Below are 18,127 nucleotides of genomic sequence, written 5' to 3' on the forward strand. Positions count from 1 at the left end.
GATTGCAGGACTGCAGGATGCGCTGGTCGAGACCTGGGATGCGCTCGGCATTCCCTACGGCTCCGCCGGACGGCCCGCTGTCGCCAAGAGCGACCGGATTGTTCCGCTGTTGGTGCCGAAGTCGGGCGGCTGAAGCCGCCGCCTGCTCAGCTCAAACAGTCTTCAGCCCCTTTTGCCTGAGCAATTTGATCCGGCTCAAGGCTCGAAGCTTTTCGACGCCTTAGGAATGGAACTCAAATCTTCGAGGAGCATCGCCATGGGTCATAGTTCACACACGTCCTTTGCTGACTTTACGCACGCTGCTCAACAGGCGCAGCAATGGGTCAGGGAACTCGCTGCGGACCTCTGCTGGAGCGAACCGAGCGCGTGCCGACTTCTGAGGTGCGTTTTGCACACGATCCGAGACTGGCTGCCGGAATCGGAAATGGCCGATCTTTCAGCGCAATTGCCTGTTCTGGTTCGCGGCATGTACTTCGAAGGCTGGAACCCGTCGGGGCCTAGTAGCGACCGCAAGAAACGCGATTTCGTTCTCAGTGTCAGAAGTTGCTTCGGCTATGATGACGACGTCGATTTCGATGTCGCGGTCAACGCCGTGTTCAAGCTTCTCGACCGTCACATTTCGAATGGCGAGGTCGTCCAGGTCAGAAACTCGATGAAGAAGTCGCTGCGAAAACTGTGGCCGGTGGATTGACCGATGTTCCGCGACCGGAAAGACGCTGGCGTGAAGCTTGGCGTGGAACTGAGCAGGTTGCAACTGCATCAGCCCATCGTGCTGGCATTGCCGCGTGGCGGGGTGCCTGTCGCAGTGGAGGTGGCCAAGGCCCTCGGCGCACCTCTTGATCTTCTTATCGTCCGCAAGGTCGGCGCTCCGGGCAATCCCGAGTTGGCTGTTGCCGCGATCGTCGATGGCGACCCTGGCGAGGTCGTCTTGAACCGTGAGATTGTCGAGACCTACGCGCTCGACGAAGGCCAGCTACGTGTCTTGATTGCAAATGAGCGACCAGAACTCGAACGCCAGCGCGCTGCCTATCGCGCGAAGACCAAACCGATCTCGATTGCGGGAAAAACCGCGATCATCGTCGATGACGGGGCCGCAACCGGTACGACCATGAAAATCGCGATCCGCGCCCTCAAGCGCCGGTCACCGAGGGAAATCGTCGTGGCAATTCCCGTTTCACCGCAAGAGACGGTCGTTGAACTGGCGCGGGAAGCGGATCGCGTGGTTTGCCTTAGTCAGCCAGGACATTTCCGTGCTCTGAGCTACCACTATTTGTGGTTTCCTCAGCTTACGGACAGCGAGGTCGTCGCTGCGATGGGCGAGGCCGTCCTGTCGCGATTGGGCCGGCAGGTCCGCGATGCGCAACACGCAGCCGGCCCCGGCCTGAATGCCGCCACGAAATCAATGCCACGGACCAACCGAGAGCAATAGGAGATGATGTCATGCTGATCCGCACGCTTTCAGCCTTGGAATGCACGAAAATCCTGATAGCCAATCGCGTTGGTCACCTGGCGTGCGCGAAGGACCGGCAACCTTATGTCGTGCCCTTCTACTACACCCATTCGGACGCTCACCTTTACGCGTTTTCCATGCCGGGCAAAAAGGTCGAGTGGATGCGAGCCAATCCGCTGGTGTCCGTCCAGGTTGACGAACATGGCCAGGGCAGAGAATGGAGAAGCGTCGTTGTCGACGGGCGATACGAAGAACTGCCTGACCGGGTCGGCCACAAGCTGCAGCGGGATCATGCCTGGTCAGTGCTGAGCAAACACGCCGACTGGTGGGAACCTGGCGCGCTCAAGCCCATCGTTCCTTTCACAGCCGACAATGAACCGCACGTTTTCTTTCGGATCCTGATCGAGCAGATGTCCGGACGGGAAGCGAGCGAGTAGTCGTCCCATCGGATCTCGCGAGAAATGGAAAAGGCCGGCGAAATCTGCACCGGCCCTTTTCTCCTTTCCTTGAATTGTTATCGCGCCATCAAGACCGGCAGCGACGAGCCCTCAAGCATCGACTTGGTCACCCCACCGAAGATCCGCTCGCGCAACCGGGAATGACCATAGGCGCCCATGACCAAAAGTTCGGCCGCAACGTCGCCGGCATGCTGACGGAGCACGTCCGCGACCGAATGGTTCGAACTCGGCAGCCGCTCGACCGTAACCCTCACACCGTGCCGGGCGAGATAGGCCGCGGCATCCGCACCTGGCTCCTCGCCATGATGGAATTCATTTTCAATGGGATCGACGATGACAAGGCGCACATCTTCGGCGCCTTTCAGCATATCGAGCGACTCGCGTACGGCCCGCGATGACTCAAGGTGGCCGTCCCATGCAACGAGGATGCGTTTCGGCTTCAGCGTCGGCCGCGAGCCCTGGGGAACGAGCAGAATGGGCTTTCCCGATGAGAACAGCGTGCCTTCGATGACTTTGTCCTTCAGCGTATGGCTTGCCAGCAAATCCGGTCCCAGAATGGTCAGATCGGCGTAGCGGGCACGCCTTCCGATAACGTCGTCCGCCCATCCCATGTCGGGATAATCGTCGCTCAGATCGGCGGACACGGCGCTCTGGGAAAGAAAGCCGGTGACGTCAGAAATTCGTTTCTCGAGCCTTTTCAGCTCGGCCTGTCGCTCCTCCAGCCAGGCTGGTGAGACAACGGCAGCATATTCGCCGCCTGAGGGCGGCGCGGCCAACTCGAGAACGAGCACGGAGAGATGGGCACCGATCTGTTCGCATAGCGAGGCGGCCAGCTTCAGATCGCCCTCGCCCTGGTCCGGCCCGGTAACCGTAAGCAGTGTCCTGAAAGCCACGGCAACAACTCCTCATTTCGAGTGAATCTTCAATCGTTGCTGAAGTGTAGGCGGGAGAGGCAGGCGCGTTCATTGCGCTGAATCAAACACCTTGCGTGCGGGCCGATGTTGTCGGAGACCACCTGGCCAAAGGAGCCGTCGTGCCTCCTGTTGGCGGCGATGATCGCCCGTCGATCCTGCCCGTTCGTTGCGTTGGATCAAAGCGTTCTGCGGTTCTCGCGATTAGCTGTTGCCCGAGTTCGACGCGCCGGTCGGCGCTGGCGGAATTTGGCGAGCATCGATCAGATCGGAAGGCATCGCATGAACGAGTCCACCCTGCGACGCGCATTGCTGGTCACTGCCATCCTGGGTCTCGCCTTTGGGATCGGAGTGTGGCGAACCGGGCTCGGCCCCCTTGAGGCCGACACGATCTGGACGCTGGCAACCTTGCCGGTGGTGGCTGCTCTCGCCCTCTCCATTCTGCGCGATTTCTGGATTGGCCGCTTCGGCGTCGATGCAATTGCACTGGTCTCGATGTCCGCTGCACTCTTGCTCGGACAACCCCTTGCAGCAGTGGTGGTCGCGATCATGTATGCCGGCGGTACTGTGCTAGAGGATTTCGCCCGCGGCCGCGCGGAACGGAACCTGAAGGCATTGACCGACCGGTCGCCGCGTGTCGCCCATCGGACGTCAACCCGGGGGACAGAGACCATCTCCGTCGAGGACGTAGCCGTCGGCGATGAGCTGTTGGTGCGTGCCGGCGAACTGCTTCCTGTCGACGGCACCCTGCTCGATCCTTCGGCCTCTCTCGACGAATCGGCAGTGAGTGGAGAACCCCTGCCGGAACGTCGGACAGCGGGCGACATGCTGCGCAGCGGCACGATCAATGCGGGCGAGCCCTTCAGCATGCGGGCTTCTGCCTTGGCGGGGCAGAGCACCTATGCCGCGATCGTACGCATGGTCGCCGCAGCGCAGACCGCGAAATCCCCGTTCATCCGCATGGCCGACCGCTTCGCCCTGTTCTTGCTGCCAGCAACTTTGCTGGTTTCCGGTGCCGCCTGGTACACTTCCGGCGATCCAATCCGGGCGCTGGCCGTGCTGGTGGTCGCTACACCTTGCCCGCTCATCCTCGCGGCACCGGTTGCCTTCATCGGCGGTGTGTCCCGCGCCGCGCGCGCCGGCATCCTGATGAAAGGCAGCACGGCTCTGGAGGCCCTTGCGCAAGTCCGAACCGCGATCTTCGACAAGACGGGGACCTTGACCATCGGCGGCGCCGAGCTCATCGAAATCGAAGCCGCACCCGGCCGTGACGCAAACCATTTGCTGCGGCTCTTGGCTTCCCTGGAACAGGCCTCGCACCATGTGCTCGCCGACTCGATCATCCGGGCGGCGCGCGGCAGACAGCTGATGCTTTCGCATCCGCGTGATGTCTGCGAGCATCGCGGCGCTGGCCTGAAGGGCCGGGTCGACAACATGGTGATCGCGGCGGGATCGCGCGCTCTCGTGCTCGCCGACAAGTCGCTGCCCGGCTGGGCGAAAGGCGGCGAAGAAAGATACCGGGACGAGCCGGTGCTCAGGGTTTTTATCGCACTCGCGGGAGAGCTTGCAGGTATTTTTACGTTCGGGGACGCCGTGCGTGTCGATGCGCGCGACACACTCGGCAAGCTGCGCTCAGCCGGCATTGCACGCATGGTCATGCTCACGGGCGACGACAGAGTGGCAGCCAAGCGCATCTCCACCTTGCTCGACCTTGACGCCATCGTCGCCGATGCGGCCCCTACTGAAAAAGTCGCGACGGTCGAAGCCGAGAAAGCCCTGGCGCCGACGATGATGATCGGCGACGGCATCAACGATGCCCCTGCCCTGGCGGCGGCAACGGTCGGTGTCGCCATGGGCGCACGTGGTGCGACCGCCTCCTCCGAGGCGGCGGATGTCATCGTGCTGACCGACAGGCTGCGGCCCATCGCCGATGCTGTCCGGATTGCACGGCGAACGCGGTCGATCGCCTTGCAAAGCATCATTGCCGGGCTGGCGCTGTCGGGACTGGCAATGATTGCAGCGGCCATGGGGCAGATCACCCCGGTTGCCGGAGCGCTGCTTCAGGAAGGGATTGACGTGGCGGTTATCCTGAACGCTTTGCGGACCCTTGGCGATGGCCATCTGTGGCGCGCATAGTGGTCGAGAGCAAAATGGGTGATAGGCCATGGCAGAGCAGCATCTGGTGGTTTGCAGCAAATGCGGTGGCGTCAACCGCCTGCCGCCGGGTCGCAATGCCACGGAGGCGAAATGTGGAAAGTGCGGAACCAGGCTGTTTTCGGGGCATCCAGGAGACGTCGACACCCGGGTGTTTGATTGTCAGATCGCGCGCAGCAGTCTTCCCGTTGTCGTCGACGTCTGGGCACCCTGGTGCGGCCCCTGCAAGATGATGGCTCCGGCCTATGAAGCGGCAGCAATTGAACTGGAGCCGCATGTTCGCCTGATCAAACTCAATTCCGACAATGAGCAGGCTGTTGCGGCCAGACTCGGCATTCGCAGCATCCCGACCATGATCCTCTTTCATGGCGGGCGCGAGATTGCGCGCACATCCGGCGCAATGACGGCAGGCCAGATCGTCAGGTGGATTCGCGACCACCTGCCAGCGGTCGCCGCCTGAGAGCCGCCGCCAATGGATCCGCTCATCGCTCGGCTGGGACTGGCCCTCGCAATAGGCCTGCTCGTCGGCTTGGAGCGCGGCTGGCAAGAGCGGGACGCGCCGGATCGCAGTCGCACGGCCGGCATCCGGACATTCGGCATATCCGGCTTGCTCGGCGGCGTGCTCGCCGCACTCGCCAACGCGCTCGGCGCGGTATCCGTGCTGGTCGGCGGCTTCATCGCCTTTGCGGCGATCTTCGCCTGGTACAAGGCGCGCGAGGCCGCCCATGACGAGGATTTCAGTGTCACGGGCGTGATCGCTGGCCTTGGCGTTTTCGCCCTTGGTGCGCTTTCCGTCGCCGGCGACTACCGGGCTGCTGCTGCCGGTGGAGCGGCATTGGCGGCAATCCTGGCCAGTCGCGAGGTCCTGCACGGTCTTTTGAAGCGACTGACCTGGATCGAACTGCGGTCAGCGCTGATCCTGGCCGTGATGACGGCGATCGTTCTGCCCCTGCTGCCAAACCGGACGATGGACCCCTGGGGCGGTTTCAATCCGTGGGAGGTCTGGTTCCTGACGGTGCTGATGGCCTCGATTTCGTTCGCCGGCTACGTGGCTGTTCGCATTCTGGGCAATACGCGTGGTCTGCTGGTCAGTTCGATCACCGGTGCAATCGTCTCTTCCACAGCGGTGACCTTGGCGCTTGCCCGCAATGCCGCGTCGGCAAGCAATCCGCTGCCGCTCGCCGGGGCGGCATCCTTGGCTGCAATGGTTTCGGTGCTCCGCGTCTGCGCCGTGGTTCTGATCGTCGAGCCAAGCGTGCTCGCATCGGTCGCCATTCCGGCGATTGCCGCAGCGCTTGCCTTCGCCGTCTGCGGCGCATTGCTGCTGACTCGTGACAGCGGGAACGGTGAAGGCAGCGCGATCACGCGCAATCCATTCGAACTGGGCCCGTTGCTGCTCTTCGCCTTGCTCTTTGCGATCGTCGCGACCGCAAGTGCCGGGCTGGCCGCTCAATTCGGTGGGCGCGGTCTGCTGGCGACTTCGGCGCTCGCCGGCTCATTCGATGTCGATGTCTCCGTGCTAGGCGCACTGCGCCTGGTCAAGCATTCCGTGTCCGTCGAGACCGTGGGCCAGGCCGTGCTCGCGGCGCTGGCAGCAAACGCCATCGGTCGCCTGTCGCTTGCTGTATTTGCCGGTCCGGTCAGGTTCTGGCTGCCACTGGCTGTCGCAACCCTGATCGCCGCGACCATGGGCATCTGCGCCCTCCTGTTGCTTGGTCCTGGATAGAAGTGGTGTTCTCAAGCCTTCTTGATGCGGATCAAGGGCCAGGTCCCGCCACCGCTCTATGAAACTCCGTGAAAGGAGTTCGCCATGACCACTTTGAAGGACCTCACCCCGAAATTCCGCCATGTCCGGCTGCTGCTTGCGCGTGAAAAGAGCCACCCGGAAGGCGACCGTGAAGAAGGCTATGACGTGCTGGCTCCATTGACCGGCGAAGGAAAGATCGATGCGGAAGAGTGGAAATCGCACAGGGCCTCTTGCCGTGTTCGCCGCTTTCGTACCGGCGAGGAAGACCTGATCGGCCGGCTGAGGCGCAAGCCCGGCGGACAGTGGTATTTCGACTACGCCGAAGGCGACCGCGATGACGAAATCGGCTTTCATCTCGGCGACGAACGGTTCGTGACCGGTGAGTACGTGTCGATCGAGCGCAACGGCGCCATGCACACCTACCAGGTGGCAAGGGTCGAGCGGCCCTGACGCGGCAGCGCCACGCTCGCCCGGAGTAGACCATGTCACGACGCATCCTGATTGTGGTCGGCCATCCCGACCCATCCCCGGACCGGCTCTGCCGCGGCCTTGCCAAGGCCTATGGTGAGGGCGCGGAAAAGGCGGGGCACGCCGTCCGCCGGGTCGATCTGGCAGTGCTTGAATTTCCGATGCTGCGGACGATGCAGGAGTTCGAACATGGCGCGCTGCCCGTCGAACTGAAGGATGCAGCCGAAGCGATCGTCTGGGCGGAGCACATCGTCTTTGTCTTCCCGCTGTGGCTCGGAACCATGCCGGCTCTGCTCAAGGCATTTCTGGAACAGGTGATGCGGCCAGGGACGGCCTTCGCCTACCCCGACACCGGCGGCGGCTTCACCAAGACGCTGCTTCGCGGCCGCTCTGCGCGCGTCGTGGTGACGATGGGCATGCCTTCCGTAGTCTACCGGTTATGGTTCCTCGGACACGGCATCGCCGGCATGAAGCGAAGCATTCTGCATTTTGTCGGGATCACTCCGGTACGCGAGACTTTGTTCGGCATGGTCGCTGGCGCCAGCGATGCGACCCGTGCGAAATGGGTCAGCCAGATGCGCAATCTCGGCGAGCGAGCGCTTTAGCGCAGCGATTTTGATACCGTTCGAAGCGCATCAAAGCTGCCGCCGTCCTTGTTCCTCGACTGCCTTCGAACGGACCACAGAAACCGAGCAAAGGGCCTGTGCCACGACCTTGGTCGAGACGCTGCCGAGGTGACGGCGGATTGCCGAGGACGCCCGCGCTCCAACCACGATATGCCCGACGTCATTGTGCTCGGCGTAGGTGAGGATCGCATCGGCAGGGCTGACAGCTTCAAGCACATGATAGCTGATGCGATCCTCCGGCATATGCAGTGGATGGGCCCAATCCTTGAGAGCTACGAGCCGCTTCAAATAGACCGAGCGCCCTGTCTCGTCGGTCGCCGGCGTCTCGCCGATGATTTCGGTCTTCAGGACCGTCACGCAGGCCAGCCACGAATCCTCTCGCGAGGCCAGCACGCGGGCGGTTTCGTTGCGAACCTCGCCCGCCAGCGCATCGCCGCCATTGGCCAGGTCGACAGCGGCAAGAACAATCGACGGTCCGGCCTGTGTCCTTGTCGAACTCGGCCTGCCAACGAGCGACCTGTCATCCGTCTTGCGAAACAGGCTGGTGATCGCACCCCACACACCCCCGTTCCGGGGCTTGCGTTTGGCAACGACCACCTGGTCAGGGCTCCTCAGATCGGACAGGATGTGTGCCGCCTCGACGTATCGTTGAGACCTGTCCACTTCCATGCATTTCAGAATGATGGCTTCCAGCCACCGCGGAATGGCGTCGTTGATACTCCGCGGCAATCTAGGCGCATGATAGAGCCTGCGCTTCATTCCCGCCAAAGTCGCCGGCCGCCCGAACGGCTCCTCACCCGTGGCCAGTTGATAGAGGATGCAACCCAGCGCGAACAGGTCACTTGCTGGATCGGATCGCTCCCCGAGCACCTGTTCGGGTGAGATATAGGCGGCGGTGCCCATTGGCACTGAGCTTTCCGCGCCGAGAAGATCGGGAAGCTCTGCATGTCGGGCGAGCCCGAAGTCGAGGAGCACCGCACCGCGCTTGGCGAGAATGACATTCTCTGGCTTGAGATCGAGATGAACGACTTTCTGCCGGTGCAAGGCAGCGAGTGCCGTCGCTATCTCGATGCCGATCCTTGCCACCTCGTCCCCAGGCAGAGGCGCGCTACCGACGATATCTGCAAGGCCCTTTCCGACCACGAACTCCATGGCTATGTAGGGAACCTGCGCCAGGCTGCCGGATGCAGCGAAACGCGGCACATGTGGTCCCGACAGGCGTTTCAGGATCAGCTCCTCCACCTCGAATCCAAGGATGACGGAAACATCCGCGCCCGGGTCGAGAAAGGGGATCTTCAAAACAAGCGAAAAATCGTATCGCGGGTTGGTCGCCCGCCAAAGCGAAGCCATGCCGCCGGAGGGAAGCTTTTCGACCAGCTCGAAACCATCGATGACCGCGCCTGCCTCAAACCGTCGCATCAAATAGGTCTCCTTGAAGCCTAGCGGCCAATCTTCAGCCGCATGCCAAGCCATCCAGGCAGGCCGGCGGCGTGGATCTTGCGGGCTGTTTCTTCGTGATCATAGGGAACACGAACCATCGTGACCTCTTGCCGCTGCGTGTCGACAAGAACAAAGCACGCCGCCGGGTTGCCGTCGCGCGGTTGGCCGATCGCGCCGGCGATCACCAGGTGCCGCCTTATCTCCAACAGGGGTGCAGCCACATTGTCATGCGGCTGAAAATGCATCGGTCGGCGACCGGGCAGCGCGTAGTAGATGGCGGGAATGTGGGTGTGGCCGCAGAAAACGAAGCGGGCGTCGCTTGCCGAGAGGCAGCGTTCCACTGCATCCAGGTCGCGTATATAGGGCCACTTCCCCGGTCGCTCCGCACTTGCGTGCACATAAAGGCGGTCTTCGGATTGCAGCGAAAGCGGCAATCGCGTCAGGAATTCAAGATGAGCCGGAGCGATGCGTTCGCGAGTCCACTGGACGGCGAAACGCGCGTTCTCAGTCATATTGGCTAGATTCAGCGCCACTGCCTCGTCGTGGTTGCCCATGATGCAAAGCGCGCCGTCAGCCATCAGATGGGCGGCCTTCTCGATCACATAGATGGGATCGGGACCGTAGCCGACCAGATCTCCCAGCAATACCAACTCGTCTGGACTGCCGCGTTCGTGAACAGCTTCCATGACCGCGTCAAATGCCTCGCGATTGGCATGGATGTCAGACAGGATTGCAATGCGCATTCAACCTTGTCCCAGAGTTTGGCAAAGAATGGCAAGGTGCGTGCCGCGAGTGATTTGATACGGCTGCGTCGCGATCATTTGGGACGGCTAAAGCAACGTGCCGTCTCTTTGGGGTGGCGCAACATGGCTGAGTGACGCCGAGTCTGCTTCAGCGTCTGCCGTCGCGCTTTTGGAAACCAGGCGTATGACAAAGACGACGTATCCAACCTGCAGAACGACCAAGTCGATAGTCGCCCAGCCCAATGCTGTCCAGACCGAGCCCGTTACCGTGTAGGTCCATACCGCGACGATGGTCGAGGTGACAAACATTCCGACCAGGAATTGCGGAAGATACATCGCTGCCCACCCAGCCGTTCCGATGCAAGATTTCGAAACGACTCCCTATTGCTACCGCCCAAAACGAAGGAGGACTTAAGCGACCGGCGCGCCTCGCCATTTGATGTGGATCAACAATCCGCGCGACTAGGTAGTTTCCCGTAGGGACAAAACCGAATTTCGCGACCCACGGATTCGCGCGATTGCTGTGTCACGGAACAACCGGGAAAACAGCCATGCACGCCTACACCGCCTCCAGAATTTCATTGCCGTCGCATTCTGCTCAGCCAAGCCTGCCAGCGGCCTTTGGCTCGGAAACGCAACAGCCCATCAGCTTCTTTCCCGCCGGTTCGGAGATTTATGCTCAAGGCGAGAAGGCCGGCGCCCTGTACCAGGTCGAATTCGGTGCCGTGCGCATCTATCGCCTGCTCGCAGACGGTCGCAGGCAGATCAGCGCCTTCCACCTCGCCGGAGAGACCTTCGGCTTCGAAGCCGGCACGACGCACCATTTCTTCGCCGAAGCGATCAACGCCACCGGGGTCCGCACCTTCCGCCTTGCTGCCGGAGCTGACATGTCCCGTGAGTTGCTGCCATTGGCGCTCAAGGGCCTGACCCGCGCGCAGGAACACCTCCTTGTCCTCGGTCGCCAGAACGCGATCGAACGCGTCGCTGCCTTCCTTGTCGACGTAGCTGAGCGGCAGGGCGGATTGCGGCAGGTTGAGTTGCCAATGTCGCGTATGGACATCGGTGACTATCTCGGCCTCACCATCGAGACCGTGTCGCGGGTCTTCACCCGGCTGAAGGATAAGGGTGTCATCCGCCTGCTCAACCTGCGGAGCATCGAAATCGTCAAGCAGGACGTATTGCAGGCGATGGGCGAATGACGGCGCCTACATGGGAAACCGAGACGACCATGACGTCGCAGAACCGGCCTCAGCTCAAGGAGCACACGACGATGGACAACGCACTTACCACCCATACCGGCTTTCGCTTCGAAGTGCGCCGCGCGCGCCCTGAAGATGAGCCAACGCTGGCCGAATTCTTCACCCATGTGACTCCGGAAGACCTGCGCTTCCGCTTTCTCGGCGTTGTGAAGGAAGTCTCTCATGAACGGCTGGTGGCCATGACGCGTTCAGATGACGCCCATGTCCATAATTTTCTAGCATTCTCGACCGACGGGATGCTCATCGCGGTTGCGACGCTGGCAAGCGATCGAGCCGATCGAAACGGCGAGGTTGCGATATGCATTCGCCAGGATCGCAAGCATCTGGGCGTTGGCTGGGAGCTGCTCGCCTATGTTGCGAAATATGCCGAAGAACTCGGCCTCAAAGCGATCGAGTCGATCGAGAGCCGTGAAAACCGTGCTGCGATCGAGGTCGAGCGCGACATGGGTTTTACCGTCACTACCGATCCCGACGATGCAACACTTGTGCTGGTTCGGCGGAAGCTGGGAGCGCGATCGGCCGCCTAGAGCAATTCCAGGAAAAGTGTAAAAACGGTTTTCCATCCGGAATAGCGTTGAAACTAAGCGTTAGAGCCGCTCGGCGTTTCCACGAAAACGGCGAGCTGCTGTAACTATCGCAGCGGCTCCCGGGCAGATCGAAAGACGAGCATCTCCGCGGCCACAGCGCTTTCTTCATCCGCTGGAATGACAAGGACATCGACGCGGGAAGTCGCAGCGCTGACCATCTTCTGACCTTCTCGGTTTCGCTCCTCGTCGAGACGGACTCCAAGCCAGGCAGCGGCAACGCAAATCCTCTCCCGGACCAACGGCGCATTTTCGCCAATGCCGGCGGTGAACACCAGTGTGTCCAGCCCCCCCATGGCAGCGGCCAGCGATCCTATCTCACGTCCGATGCGGTAGACGAAGAGGTCGACAGCCTCGGCGGCGGCAGGATCGTCTGAGGCCATCAGTGTTCGCATGTCACCCGATATTTGAGACACACCGAGCAGACCCGATTGCTCGTAGAGTAGCGTGACCAGTTCATCCGCAGACAGCCGCCGCTCCTGCAGCAAGTGAAGGATGACCCCCGGGTCGAGCGCGCCGCAACGCGTGCTCATCACCAGGCCGTCCAGGGTGGAAAACCCCATCGTCGTGGCGATGCTTCGTCCGGCGTCCATCGCGCACAGGCTGGCGCCGCTGCCGAGATGGGCGACGATCGTGCGGCCGCCGGCGAGCGCGCCGTAGCGATCACGCAGCTTCGCAGCGATATGGCTGTAGGACAGCCCATGAAAGCCGTAGGAAACGATGCCCGCCTCAGTCATCGCGCGCGGCAGCCCATAGAGTTTGGCAAGCTCCGGCCGGGTCGAATGAAACGCCGTGTCGAAGCAACCGATCTGGACGGCCTGCGGCAGGAGCTCAGTGGCCAGCGCGACAATCTCGAGATTGATCCGTTGGTGGATGGGCGCCATCGGCTCGAGCAGGCGCAGCGCTTCGAGCGTGTGTTCGTCGAGCAGTGTCGCTTCGGTGTAGTCACGCCCGCCGTGAACGATCCTGTGGCCGACCCTGTCGATGCGACGCAGGAATCCCCTATCGGCGAGCACGGAGGCCGCCGCAGCGAACGCCTTGTTCATATCGATCGGTGCGTCGCCTAGATTCCTGTCGATCTCTGACCTGCCAGCTGCAGCCTCGACGCGCAGCCGCGGTCGATGGCCGAGAGATGAGACACTGCCGCGCAGCAGCAGCGGTAGTTGCTCACGTCCCTCGAAGGCGGCGAACTTCAGGCTCGAAGAACCGCCGTTCAGGACAAGGATCGCACCGGTCATGAAGCCATCCGATATGTTGCCGTCCCCAGGCGTTTGCCGGCGGGCATCCGCTCAATCTGGACGCTTGGGCACCGCATCATCCTGGCCCCACTTCCAGTCAAGGATCTCCGGCATATCCTGCCCATGGGCGCGAATATAGGCCCGATGTTCTAGCAGCTTGCTGTCCATTGCCTGCTTTAACGCGAACCGGACGCTCTTGAGGCGCGGAACCCAGTCGAGGACGCTTTGGACGATATGAAAGCGGTCGAGGCCGTTCAGCACAGTCATGTCGAAGGGCGTCGTGGTCGTGCCCTCCTCGTTGTAGCCGCGCACATGGATGTTGTCATGGTTGGTGCGCCGATAGGTCAGGCGATGGATCGTCCAGGGATAGCCGTGATAGGCAAAGATGACCGGCTTGTCGGTGGTGAACAGCGCATCGAACTCGCGATCCGACAGCCCGTGCGGATGGTATTCCTTCGGCTGAAGAGTCATCAGGTCAACGACGTTGACCAACCTGATCCGGAGATCAGGAACTTGCTGCCTGAGGATTTGCACGGCGGCCAGCGTTTCGAGGGTCGGGACGTCGCCGGCGCAGGCCATCACGACGTCGGGCTCAGCCCCATCGTCCGTCGACGCCCAGTCCCAGATGCCGATCCCTGCCCGGCAGTGAACGATTGCCTTGTCCATCGACAGCCACTGCCACGATGGTGGCTTGCCGGCGACGATGATGTTGATGCGGTTCCAGGTCTGCAGCACATGATCGGTTACGCAGAGCAATGTGTTGGCGTCCGGTGGCAGGTAGACGCGGACAATATCGGCCTTCTTGTTGAGAGCGACATCGATGAAGCCGGGGTCCTGATGGCTGAAGCCGTTGTGTTCCTGATGCCAGACATGACTCGACAACAGATAATTCAGCGATGCGATCGGCCGCCGCCATGGGATGTCGCGGCAGGCATCCAACCATTTCGCATGCTGATTGAACATGGAATCGACGATGTGGATGAACGCTTCGTAGCAGGAAAACAGGCCGTGGCGCCCGGTGAGCAAGTAGCCTTCCAGCCAGCCCTGGCAGGTGTGCTCGGAAAGGATTTCGAGAACCCTGCCCTCGCGCCCGAGATGAACGTCTTCGGGCAGGATCTTTTCCATCCAGCCACGCTCCGTCACTTCGAACACGTCCTGAAGGCGGTTCGAGGCAGTCTCGTCAGGGCCGACGATGCGGAAGTTCTTCGCGGCCTCGTTCAACTGCATGACATCACGCAGGAAGCTGCCCATGACCCGCGTCGACTCGGTCTTGATGGCGCCGGGGTGCTCGACCGCAATGGCGTGTTCATGCAACCCCGGAAGGTCGAGAGATCTGCGCAGCAGGCCGCCATTGGCATGCGGGTTGGCGCTCATCCGTTTCGTTGCCTGGGGTGCCGTGGCGCGGATCGAAGCGACCGGAGCGCCGGTGGCGTCGAACAGCTCTTCGGGCCGGTAGCTTCTCAGCCACTCCTCGAGCAGCTTGAGATGCTCGGGGTTCTCCGCAAGGCCCGACAAGGGGACTTGATGCGAGCGCCAGAAGCCCTCGGTCTTCAGCCCGTCCACCTCTTTCGGACCGGTCCAACCCTTGGGGCTGCGCAGCACGATCATCGGCCATGTCGGTCGCGACACGGTCGCCGCAGATCCGTTGCGTGCGGCATGCTGGATAGAATGGATCCGATCAAGCGCATCGTCGAGCACGCTCGCCATCCGCTCATGCATCAGAGCTGGCTCGTGGCCTTCCACGAACAGCGGCTCATAGCCGTAGCCGGCAAACAGCGCGCGCAATTCGTCTTCGGGAATGCGGGCCAGAATGGTTGGATTGGCGATCTTGTAGCCGTTCAGATGCAGGATCGGCAGCACCGCCCCGTCGCGCGCCGGGTTGAGGAATTTGTTGGAGTGCCACGCGGCAGCCAGTGGCCCCGTTTCCGCCTCGCCGTCACCGACGACACAGGCGACCACAAGATCCGGATTGTCGAAGGCGGCGCCATAGGCGTGCGAAAGCGAGTAACCCAACTCGCCGCCTTCATGGATGGAGCCGGGCACATCGGGCGCGGCATGGCTCGGGATGCCGCCGGGGAATGAGAACTGCCGGAACAGCTTGCGCATTCCTTGCTCATCCATCGATATATCCGGATTGAACTCGCTGTAGGTGCCCTCGAGATAGGTATTGGCCACCATTGCCGGACCGCCATGGCCGGGGCCGCAAACATAGATCACATTTGCGTCCCTGAGCCGGATCGCGCGATTGAGATGCGCATAGATGAAGCTCAGCCCCGGCGACGTTCCCCAATGGCCGAGCAGGCGCGGTTTGACGTGCTCCAGCCGCAACGGTTCGCGCAGCAACGGATTGTCGAGCAGGTAGATCTGGCCGATCGTCAGATAGTTGGCAGCGCGCCAATAGGCGTCGATGTCATGCAGCTCGCGATCGGACAGCCGGCCACTGGAAGTTGGTATTGTCGTATGCTCTGTCATGTCTGGCTCCCATCGCCTGTTGGCGCCCTGTCGCCGGATTGCGATATGGGCTTGTGTTCGTCGATCTGCTGCGAATGGACACCAACGCGCTCTTGCGCTTTCAGTTCATCGCTTCGCAGTCTCTATGCGTCCTTGTCCTCGAGTGCCCTGCGCATGCGCCTGATCACCGCTGCGCGACTCCGTTCGTCAGCTGCGGCGCTGACCGCCTCGTTGACGTCCAGGAGAAGCTTTGAAAGGTCATTGTGCCAGTCGAGGCGGGCAATCTTTTCCGGCTTCAAACGGCGGGGCTCGTTGACCTCGACCGGCAAAGTGCGACCGCAGGTCAATTGGAAAGCATCGTCCAGCCTCGGGATGATGATCTTGTCGTCGGTTATCAGTCCTGCAAGCCTTCCACGCAGGCCGCCGAGCCCAGCCTCCTCTCCATGCGTCAGGAACACCTGCTGCTTCACCGGAGTTCGGGCCTTGAGCCAGGCGACCAGTTCGCTAGCGTCGGCGTGGCCGGAATAGAGCTCGAACAGGCTGATACGTGCCTTGACCTCGACTTCCTCACCCTGGATGCGTACCCGCCGAGCGCCGTCGAGCAGGATCCTGCCAAGTGACCCTTGGGCCTGGTATCCGGCCATCATCACGGTGGCGTTCCGGCGCCAGAGATTGGCCTTGAGATGATGGCGGATACGCCCCGCGTCGCACATGCCGCTGGCGGCGATCACCACGAAGAAGCCGCTCAGGCGGTTGATCGCCTTGCTCTGTTCCACCGTCTCGGTGAAGCGCAGTTCCTTCGAGTTGAGGGCCTGACGCAGCACGTCACCCTGTTCGATTTCACTGGCATGCCGCTCGAAAATCGCACTGGCGCGTGTTGCCAGCGGCGAGTCGACGAAGACCGGGGCTGACGGCACCTCCCCCGCTTTCATGAGCAAATACAGGTCGACCAGCAGTTCTTGCGTTCTCTCTACGGCGAAGGACGGAATGATGAGGGGGCCGCCGGCCCCGGCGGCGCCACGCACGATCTCACCGAGCTGGGATCGCCGCTGTTCGGGCGAGACGTCCGGCCGGTCACGGTCGCCATAGGTCGACTCGCAGATCAGATAGTCAACGTCGGAGGGGCCCTCGGGATCGGTCTGAAGCAGCTTGTGGCCTGGGCCGATGTCGCCCGAAAACATGATACGCAGCGGCCCATCATGTCGGTCGATCTCGAGCTCCACCGATGCCGAACCAAGCAGGTGGCCCGCGTTCCAGAAGCGGGCGCGAAGGCCATCGGCGACAGTGGTCCATTCGCCGTATTCCAGGGCGCGAAACAAGGTCATGCATGCGGCCGCATCCTGCAAGGTGTAGATCGGTTCAACCGGCGCACGGCCGCGCTGCGCATTGCGACGGTTGAGGTGCTCGACCTCCATTTCCTGGATATGCGCCGAATCCGGCAGCATGACCGAGCAAAGATCGATGGTGGCGCGGGTCGTATGGATGGGACCAGAAAAGCCCTGTTTGACCAGTTTCGGCAAAAGGCCGCTGTGATCGATATGCGCGTGCGTCAGGATGACAGCGTCAATCGCATCCGGTGGAAACGGGAACGCCCCGTAGTTCAATTCCCGTTCAGACTTCGACCCCTGGAACAGGCCGCAGTCGACAAGGATGCGCGAATGCAGCGTCTCGATCTCATAACATGAGCCGGTGACGCCGTGGGCTGCGCCGTGGAAACGCAGGATAGGATCCGTGCCACCTCTCATCTCGCCACGACCTAATGCGACAGGAGGACAGGCAGGCGCAGATCCGCGAGAATGCCTTCGGTGGCGCCGCCAAGCACGAAGTCCCTGACGCGGGAGTGGCCGTATCCGCCCATGACAAGCAGGTTGCCGCCGACCTTCAGAGCATGCTCCTGAAGCGCTGTTGCGATTGAAGTGTCCCCTGCCTGGATAGATACAGCCTCGGCCACCAGACCACGCGTCCTCAAGCCCAGTGCAAGGCGTTCGCCGATGCCCTGCCCCGGAAGCGGCTTTTCGTCGGTCACGGTCACAACGGTGATCGTCGAGGCACGTTCGAGAAAAGCCCGCGCGTCGGCAACAGCCCTTGCGGCCACTCGGCTGCCGTCCCAAGCGATAACGACATGTCCAAGCACCCCAACGTCCGTGGAGTCGGGAAGAAGCAGGGTCGGTCGGCCCGAGCCGAACAGGATCGCCTCGGCTAACATCCGCGCCGTCTGGTTGGACGCCGCCGAGCCGACTAGGCTGATATCGAAATAGCGGGAATGCTTCGCGGCAACATCACCCATCAAGGCCGGTGGTGCTGTCAATTCCTGCGTGCTGAGGGTCACACCGCCACGTGCGGCTTCCTGGATAATTGCCTCAAGTAGAGCTTTGCCATGCTTGCGGCTTGTCGCCTCAACCTCCGCTATCTTGTAGGGGAGATCGAGCAAATAGGTTGAGAGCGGGTTCGAAACGTCGGGAATGTCGACATTAATGGCGACGGCATGAAGCGCTGCGTCGATTCGCTTGACGGCGGCAACCGCGTTTGCCGCGACCTTCAAGGAGTTGGCGTCTGGATAGGTCCCCAAGGATAGAGATGCCATCAGCTTCACTAGGA

18 protein-coding genes and 1 pseudogene are annotated in these 18,127 nt (G+C 61.8%); 11 read left to right on the forward strand and 8 right to left on the reverse strand.

Annotated elements, in window-relative coordinates:
* From AC04SH_RS31510 to AC04SH_RS31525, 4 genes and pseudogenes are all read left to right on the forward strand, one after another.
* Positions 1-133, forward strand: a pseudogene (locus AC04SH_RS31510) (5-aminolevulinate synthase); the annotation flags it as partial.
* Positions 134-256: 123 nt separating this feature from the next.
* Positions 257-691: a DUF2267 domain-containing protein gene (locus tag AC04SH_RS31515; RefSeq protein WP_488577765.1), complete on the forward strand. Its 435-nt coding sequence runs from the start codon at positions 257-259 to the stop codon at positions 689-691.
* 3 nt (positions 692-694) lie between these two features.
* Positions 695-1,429: a phosphoribosyltransferase gene (locus tag AC04SH_RS31520; RefSeq protein ID WP_488577766.1), complete on the forward strand. Its 735-nt coding sequence runs from the start codon at positions 695-697 to the stop codon at positions 1,427-1,429.
* Positions 1,430-1,440: 11 nt separating this feature from the next.
* Positions 1,441-1,887: a pyridoxamine 5'-phosphate oxidase family protein gene (locus AC04SH_RS31525; protein ID WP_488577767.1), complete on the forward strand. Its 447-nt coding sequence runs from the start codon at positions 1,441-1,443 to the stop codon at positions 1,885-1,887.
* 77 nt (positions 1,888-1,964) lie between these two features.
* Here the strand turns inward: AC04SH_RS31525 and AC04SH_RS31530 are convergent, their stop codons facing one another.
* Positions 1,965-2,801, reverse strand: a complete 837-nt coding sequence (locus AC04SH_RS31530) for a universal stress protein (RefSeq protein WP_488577768.1) — start codon at positions 2,799-2,801, stop codon at positions 1,965-1,967.
* Between the two features lie 300 nt (positions 2,802-3,101).
* Here AC04SH_RS31530 and AC04SH_RS31535 point away from each other — a divergent pair, with 300 nt between their 5' ends.
* From AC04SH_RS31535 to AC04SH_RS31555, 5 genes are all read left to right on the forward strand, one after another.
* The gene (locus AC04SH_RS31535; protein WP_488577788.1) at positions 3,102-4,955 is read left to right on the forward strand and encodes a heavy metal translocating P-type ATPase; all 1,854 of its coding nucleotides are present in this window, start codon (positions 3,102-3,104) and stop codon (positions 4,953-4,955) included.
* Between the two features lie 28 nt (positions 4,956-4,983).
* Complete coding sequence (gene trxC, locus AC04SH_RS31540; protein WP_477237665.1) at positions 4,984-5,433, forward strand: thioredoxin TrxC; 450 nt, start codon at positions 4,984-4,986, stop codon at positions 5,431-5,433.
* A gap of 12 nt (positions 5,434-5,445) precedes the next feature.
* Positions 5,446-6,699 (forward strand): MgtC/SapB family protein, encoded by a 1,254-nt coding sequence (locus AC04SH_RS31545; protein WP_477237663.1) that lies wholly within the window; start codon positions 5,446-5,448, stop codon positions 6,697-6,699.
* A gap of 84 nt (positions 6,700-6,783) precedes the next feature.
* Positions 6,784-7,170, forward strand: coding sequence for a hypothetical protein (locus AC04SH_RS31550; protein ID WP_477237661.1), 387 nt, complete (start codon positions 6,784-6,786; stop codon positions 7,168-7,170).
* A 32-nt stretch (positions 7,171-7,202) separates the two neighbouring features.
* On the forward strand, positions 7,203-7,793 hold the full coding sequence (locus AC04SH_RS31555; protein WP_488577769.1) for an NAD(P)H-dependent oxidoreductase: 591 nt from the start codon (positions 7,203-7,205) through the stop codon (positions 7,791-7,793).
* A gap of 30 nt (positions 7,794-7,823) precedes the next feature.
* Here the strand turns inward: AC04SH_RS31555 and AC04SH_RS31560 are convergent, their stop codons facing one another.
* From AC04SH_RS31560 to AC04SH_RS31570, 3 genes are all read right to left on the reverse strand, one after another.
* Positions 7,824-9,233 (reverse strand): protein kinase domain-containing protein, encoded by a 1,410-nt coding sequence (locus AC04SH_RS31560; RefSeq protein ID WP_488577770.1) that lies wholly within the window; start codon positions 9,231-9,233, stop codon positions 7,824-7,826.
* Between the two features lie 20 nt (positions 9,234-9,253).
* Positions 9,254-9,997: a metallophosphoesterase family protein gene (locus AC04SH_RS31565; RefSeq protein ID WP_488577771.1), complete on the reverse strand. Its 744-nt coding sequence runs from the start codon at positions 9,995-9,997 to the stop codon at positions 9,254-9,256.
* Positions 9,998-10,084: 87 nt separating this feature from the next.
* Positions 10,085-10,333, reverse strand: a complete 249-nt coding sequence (locus AC04SH_RS31570; protein WP_488577772.1) for an exopolysaccharide production repressor protein — start codon at positions 10,331-10,333, stop codon at positions 10,085-10,087.
* 215 nt (positions 10,334-10,548) lie between these two features.
* On the opposite strand from AC04SH_RS31570, the gene AC04SH_RS31575 reads away from it, so the two are divergent.
* Both AC04SH_RS31575 and AC04SH_RS31580 read left to right on the forward strand, forming a co-directional pair.
* A complete protein-coding gene (locus tag AC04SH_RS31575) occupies positions 10,549-11,196 on the forward strand; it encodes a helix-turn-helix domain-containing protein (RefSeq protein WP_477237653.1) in 648 nt (215 codons plus the stop codon).
* 71 nt (positions 11,197-11,267) lie between these two features.
* On the forward strand, positions 11,268-11,783 hold the full coding sequence (locus AC04SH_RS31580; RefSeq protein ID WP_488577789.1) for a GNAT family N-acetyltransferase: 516 nt from the start codon (positions 11,268-11,270) through the stop codon (positions 11,781-11,783).
* A gap of 104 nt (positions 11,784-11,887) precedes the next feature.
* Here AC04SH_RS31580 and AC04SH_RS31585 read toward each other — a convergent pair whose 3' ends face one another.
* The 4 genes from AC04SH_RS31585 to AC04SH_RS31600 form a co-directional block, all read right to left on the reverse strand.
* Positions 11,888-13,078 carry an acetate/propionate family kinase gene (locus AC04SH_RS31585; protein ID WP_488577773.1) on the reverse strand — a complete coding sequence of 397 codons (1,191 nt, stop codon included), beginning with the start codon at positions 13,076-13,078 and terminating at the stop codon, positions 11,888-11,890.
* A 51-nt stretch (positions 13,079-13,129) separates the two neighbouring features.
* Positions 13,130-15,550 carry a phosphoketolase family protein gene (locus tag AC04SH_RS31590; protein WP_488577774.1) on the reverse strand — a complete coding sequence of 807 codons (2,421 nt, stop codon included), beginning with the start codon at positions 15,548-15,550 and terminating at the stop codon, positions 13,130-13,132.
* Positions 15,551-15,672: 122 nt separating this feature from the next.
* Positions 15,673-17,274, reverse strand: coding sequence for an MBL fold metallo-hydrolase (locus AC04SH_RS31595; protein WP_488577775.1), 1,602 nt, complete (start codon positions 17,272-17,274; stop codon positions 15,673-15,675).
* An 11-nt stretch (positions 17,275-17,285) separates the two neighbouring features.
* Complete coding sequence (locus tag AC04SH_RS31600) at positions 17,286-18,113, reverse strand: universal stress protein (protein ID WP_488577790.1); 828 nt, start codon at positions 18,111-18,113, stop codon at positions 17,286-17,288.
* Positions 18,114-18,127: the final 14 nt, after the last annotated feature.

It is taken from the genome of Mesorhizobium sp. CNPSo 4688 (assembly GCF_057784295.1).

Coding starts and splice junctions, on each gene's coding strand:
- AC04SH_RS31515 (WP_488577765.1), top strand. CDS start 257: ATGGGTCATAGTTCACACACGTCCTTTGCTGACTTTACGCACGCTGCT.
- AC04SH_RS31520 (WP_488577766.1), top strand. CDS start 695: ATGTTCCGCGACCGGAAAGACGCTGGCGTGAAGCTTGGCGTGGAACTG.
- AC04SH_RS31525 (WP_488577767.1), top strand. CDS start 1,441: ATGCTGATCCGCACGCTTTCAGCCTTGGAATGCACGAAAATCCTGATA.
- AC04SH_RS31535 (WP_488577788.1), top strand. CDS start 3,102: ATGAACGAGTCCACCCTGCGACGCGCATTGCTGGTCACTGCCATCCTG.
- trxC (WP_477237665.1), top strand. CDS start 4,984: ATGGCAGAGCAGCATCTGGTGGTTTGCAGCAAATGCGGTGGCGTCAAC.
- AC04SH_RS31545 (WP_477237663.1), top strand. CDS start 5,446: ATGGATCCGCTCATCGCTCGGCTGGGACTGGCCCTCGCAATAGGCCTG.
- AC04SH_RS31550 (WP_477237661.1), top strand. CDS start 6,784: ATGACCACTTTGAAGGACCTCACCCCGAAATTCCGCCATGTCCGGCTG.
- AC04SH_RS31555 (WP_488577769.1), top strand. CDS start 7,203: ATGTCACGACGCATCCTGATTGTGGTCGGCCATCCCGACCCATCCCCG.
- AC04SH_RS31560 (WP_488577770.1), bottom strand. CDS start 9,233: ATGCGACGGTTTGAGGCAGGCGCGGTCATCGATGGTTTCGAGCTGGTC.
- AC04SH_RS31565 (WP_488577771.1), bottom strand. CDS start 9,997: ATGCGCATTGCAATCCTGTCTGACATCCATGCCAATCGCGAGGCATTT.
- AC04SH_RS31570 (WP_488577772.1), bottom strand. CDS start 10,333: ATGTATCTTCCGCAATTCCTGGTCGGAATGTTTGTCACCTCGACCATC.
- AC04SH_RS31575 (WP_477237653.1), top strand. CDS start 10,549: ATGCACGCCTACACCGCCTCCAGAATTTCATTGCCGTCGCATTCTGCT.
- AC04SH_RS31580 (WP_488577789.1), top strand. CDS start 11,268: ATGGACAACGCACTTACCACCCATACCGGCTTTCGCTTCGAAGTGCGC.
- AC04SH_RS31585 (WP_488577773.1), bottom strand. CDS start 13,078: ATGACCGGTGCGATCCTTGTCCTGAACGGCGGTTCTTCGAGCCTGAAG.
- AC04SH_RS31590 (WP_488577774.1), bottom strand. CDS start 15,550: ATGACAGAGCATACGACAATACCAACTTCCAGTGGCCGGCTGTCCGAT.
- AC04SH_RS31595 (WP_488577775.1), bottom strand. CDS start 17,274: ATGAGAGGTGGCACGGATCCTATCCTGCGTTTCCACGGCGCAGCCCAC.
- AC04SH_RS31600 (WP_488577790.1), bottom strand. CDS start 18,113: ATGGCATCTCTATCCTTGGGGACCTATCCAGACGCCAACTCCTTGAAG.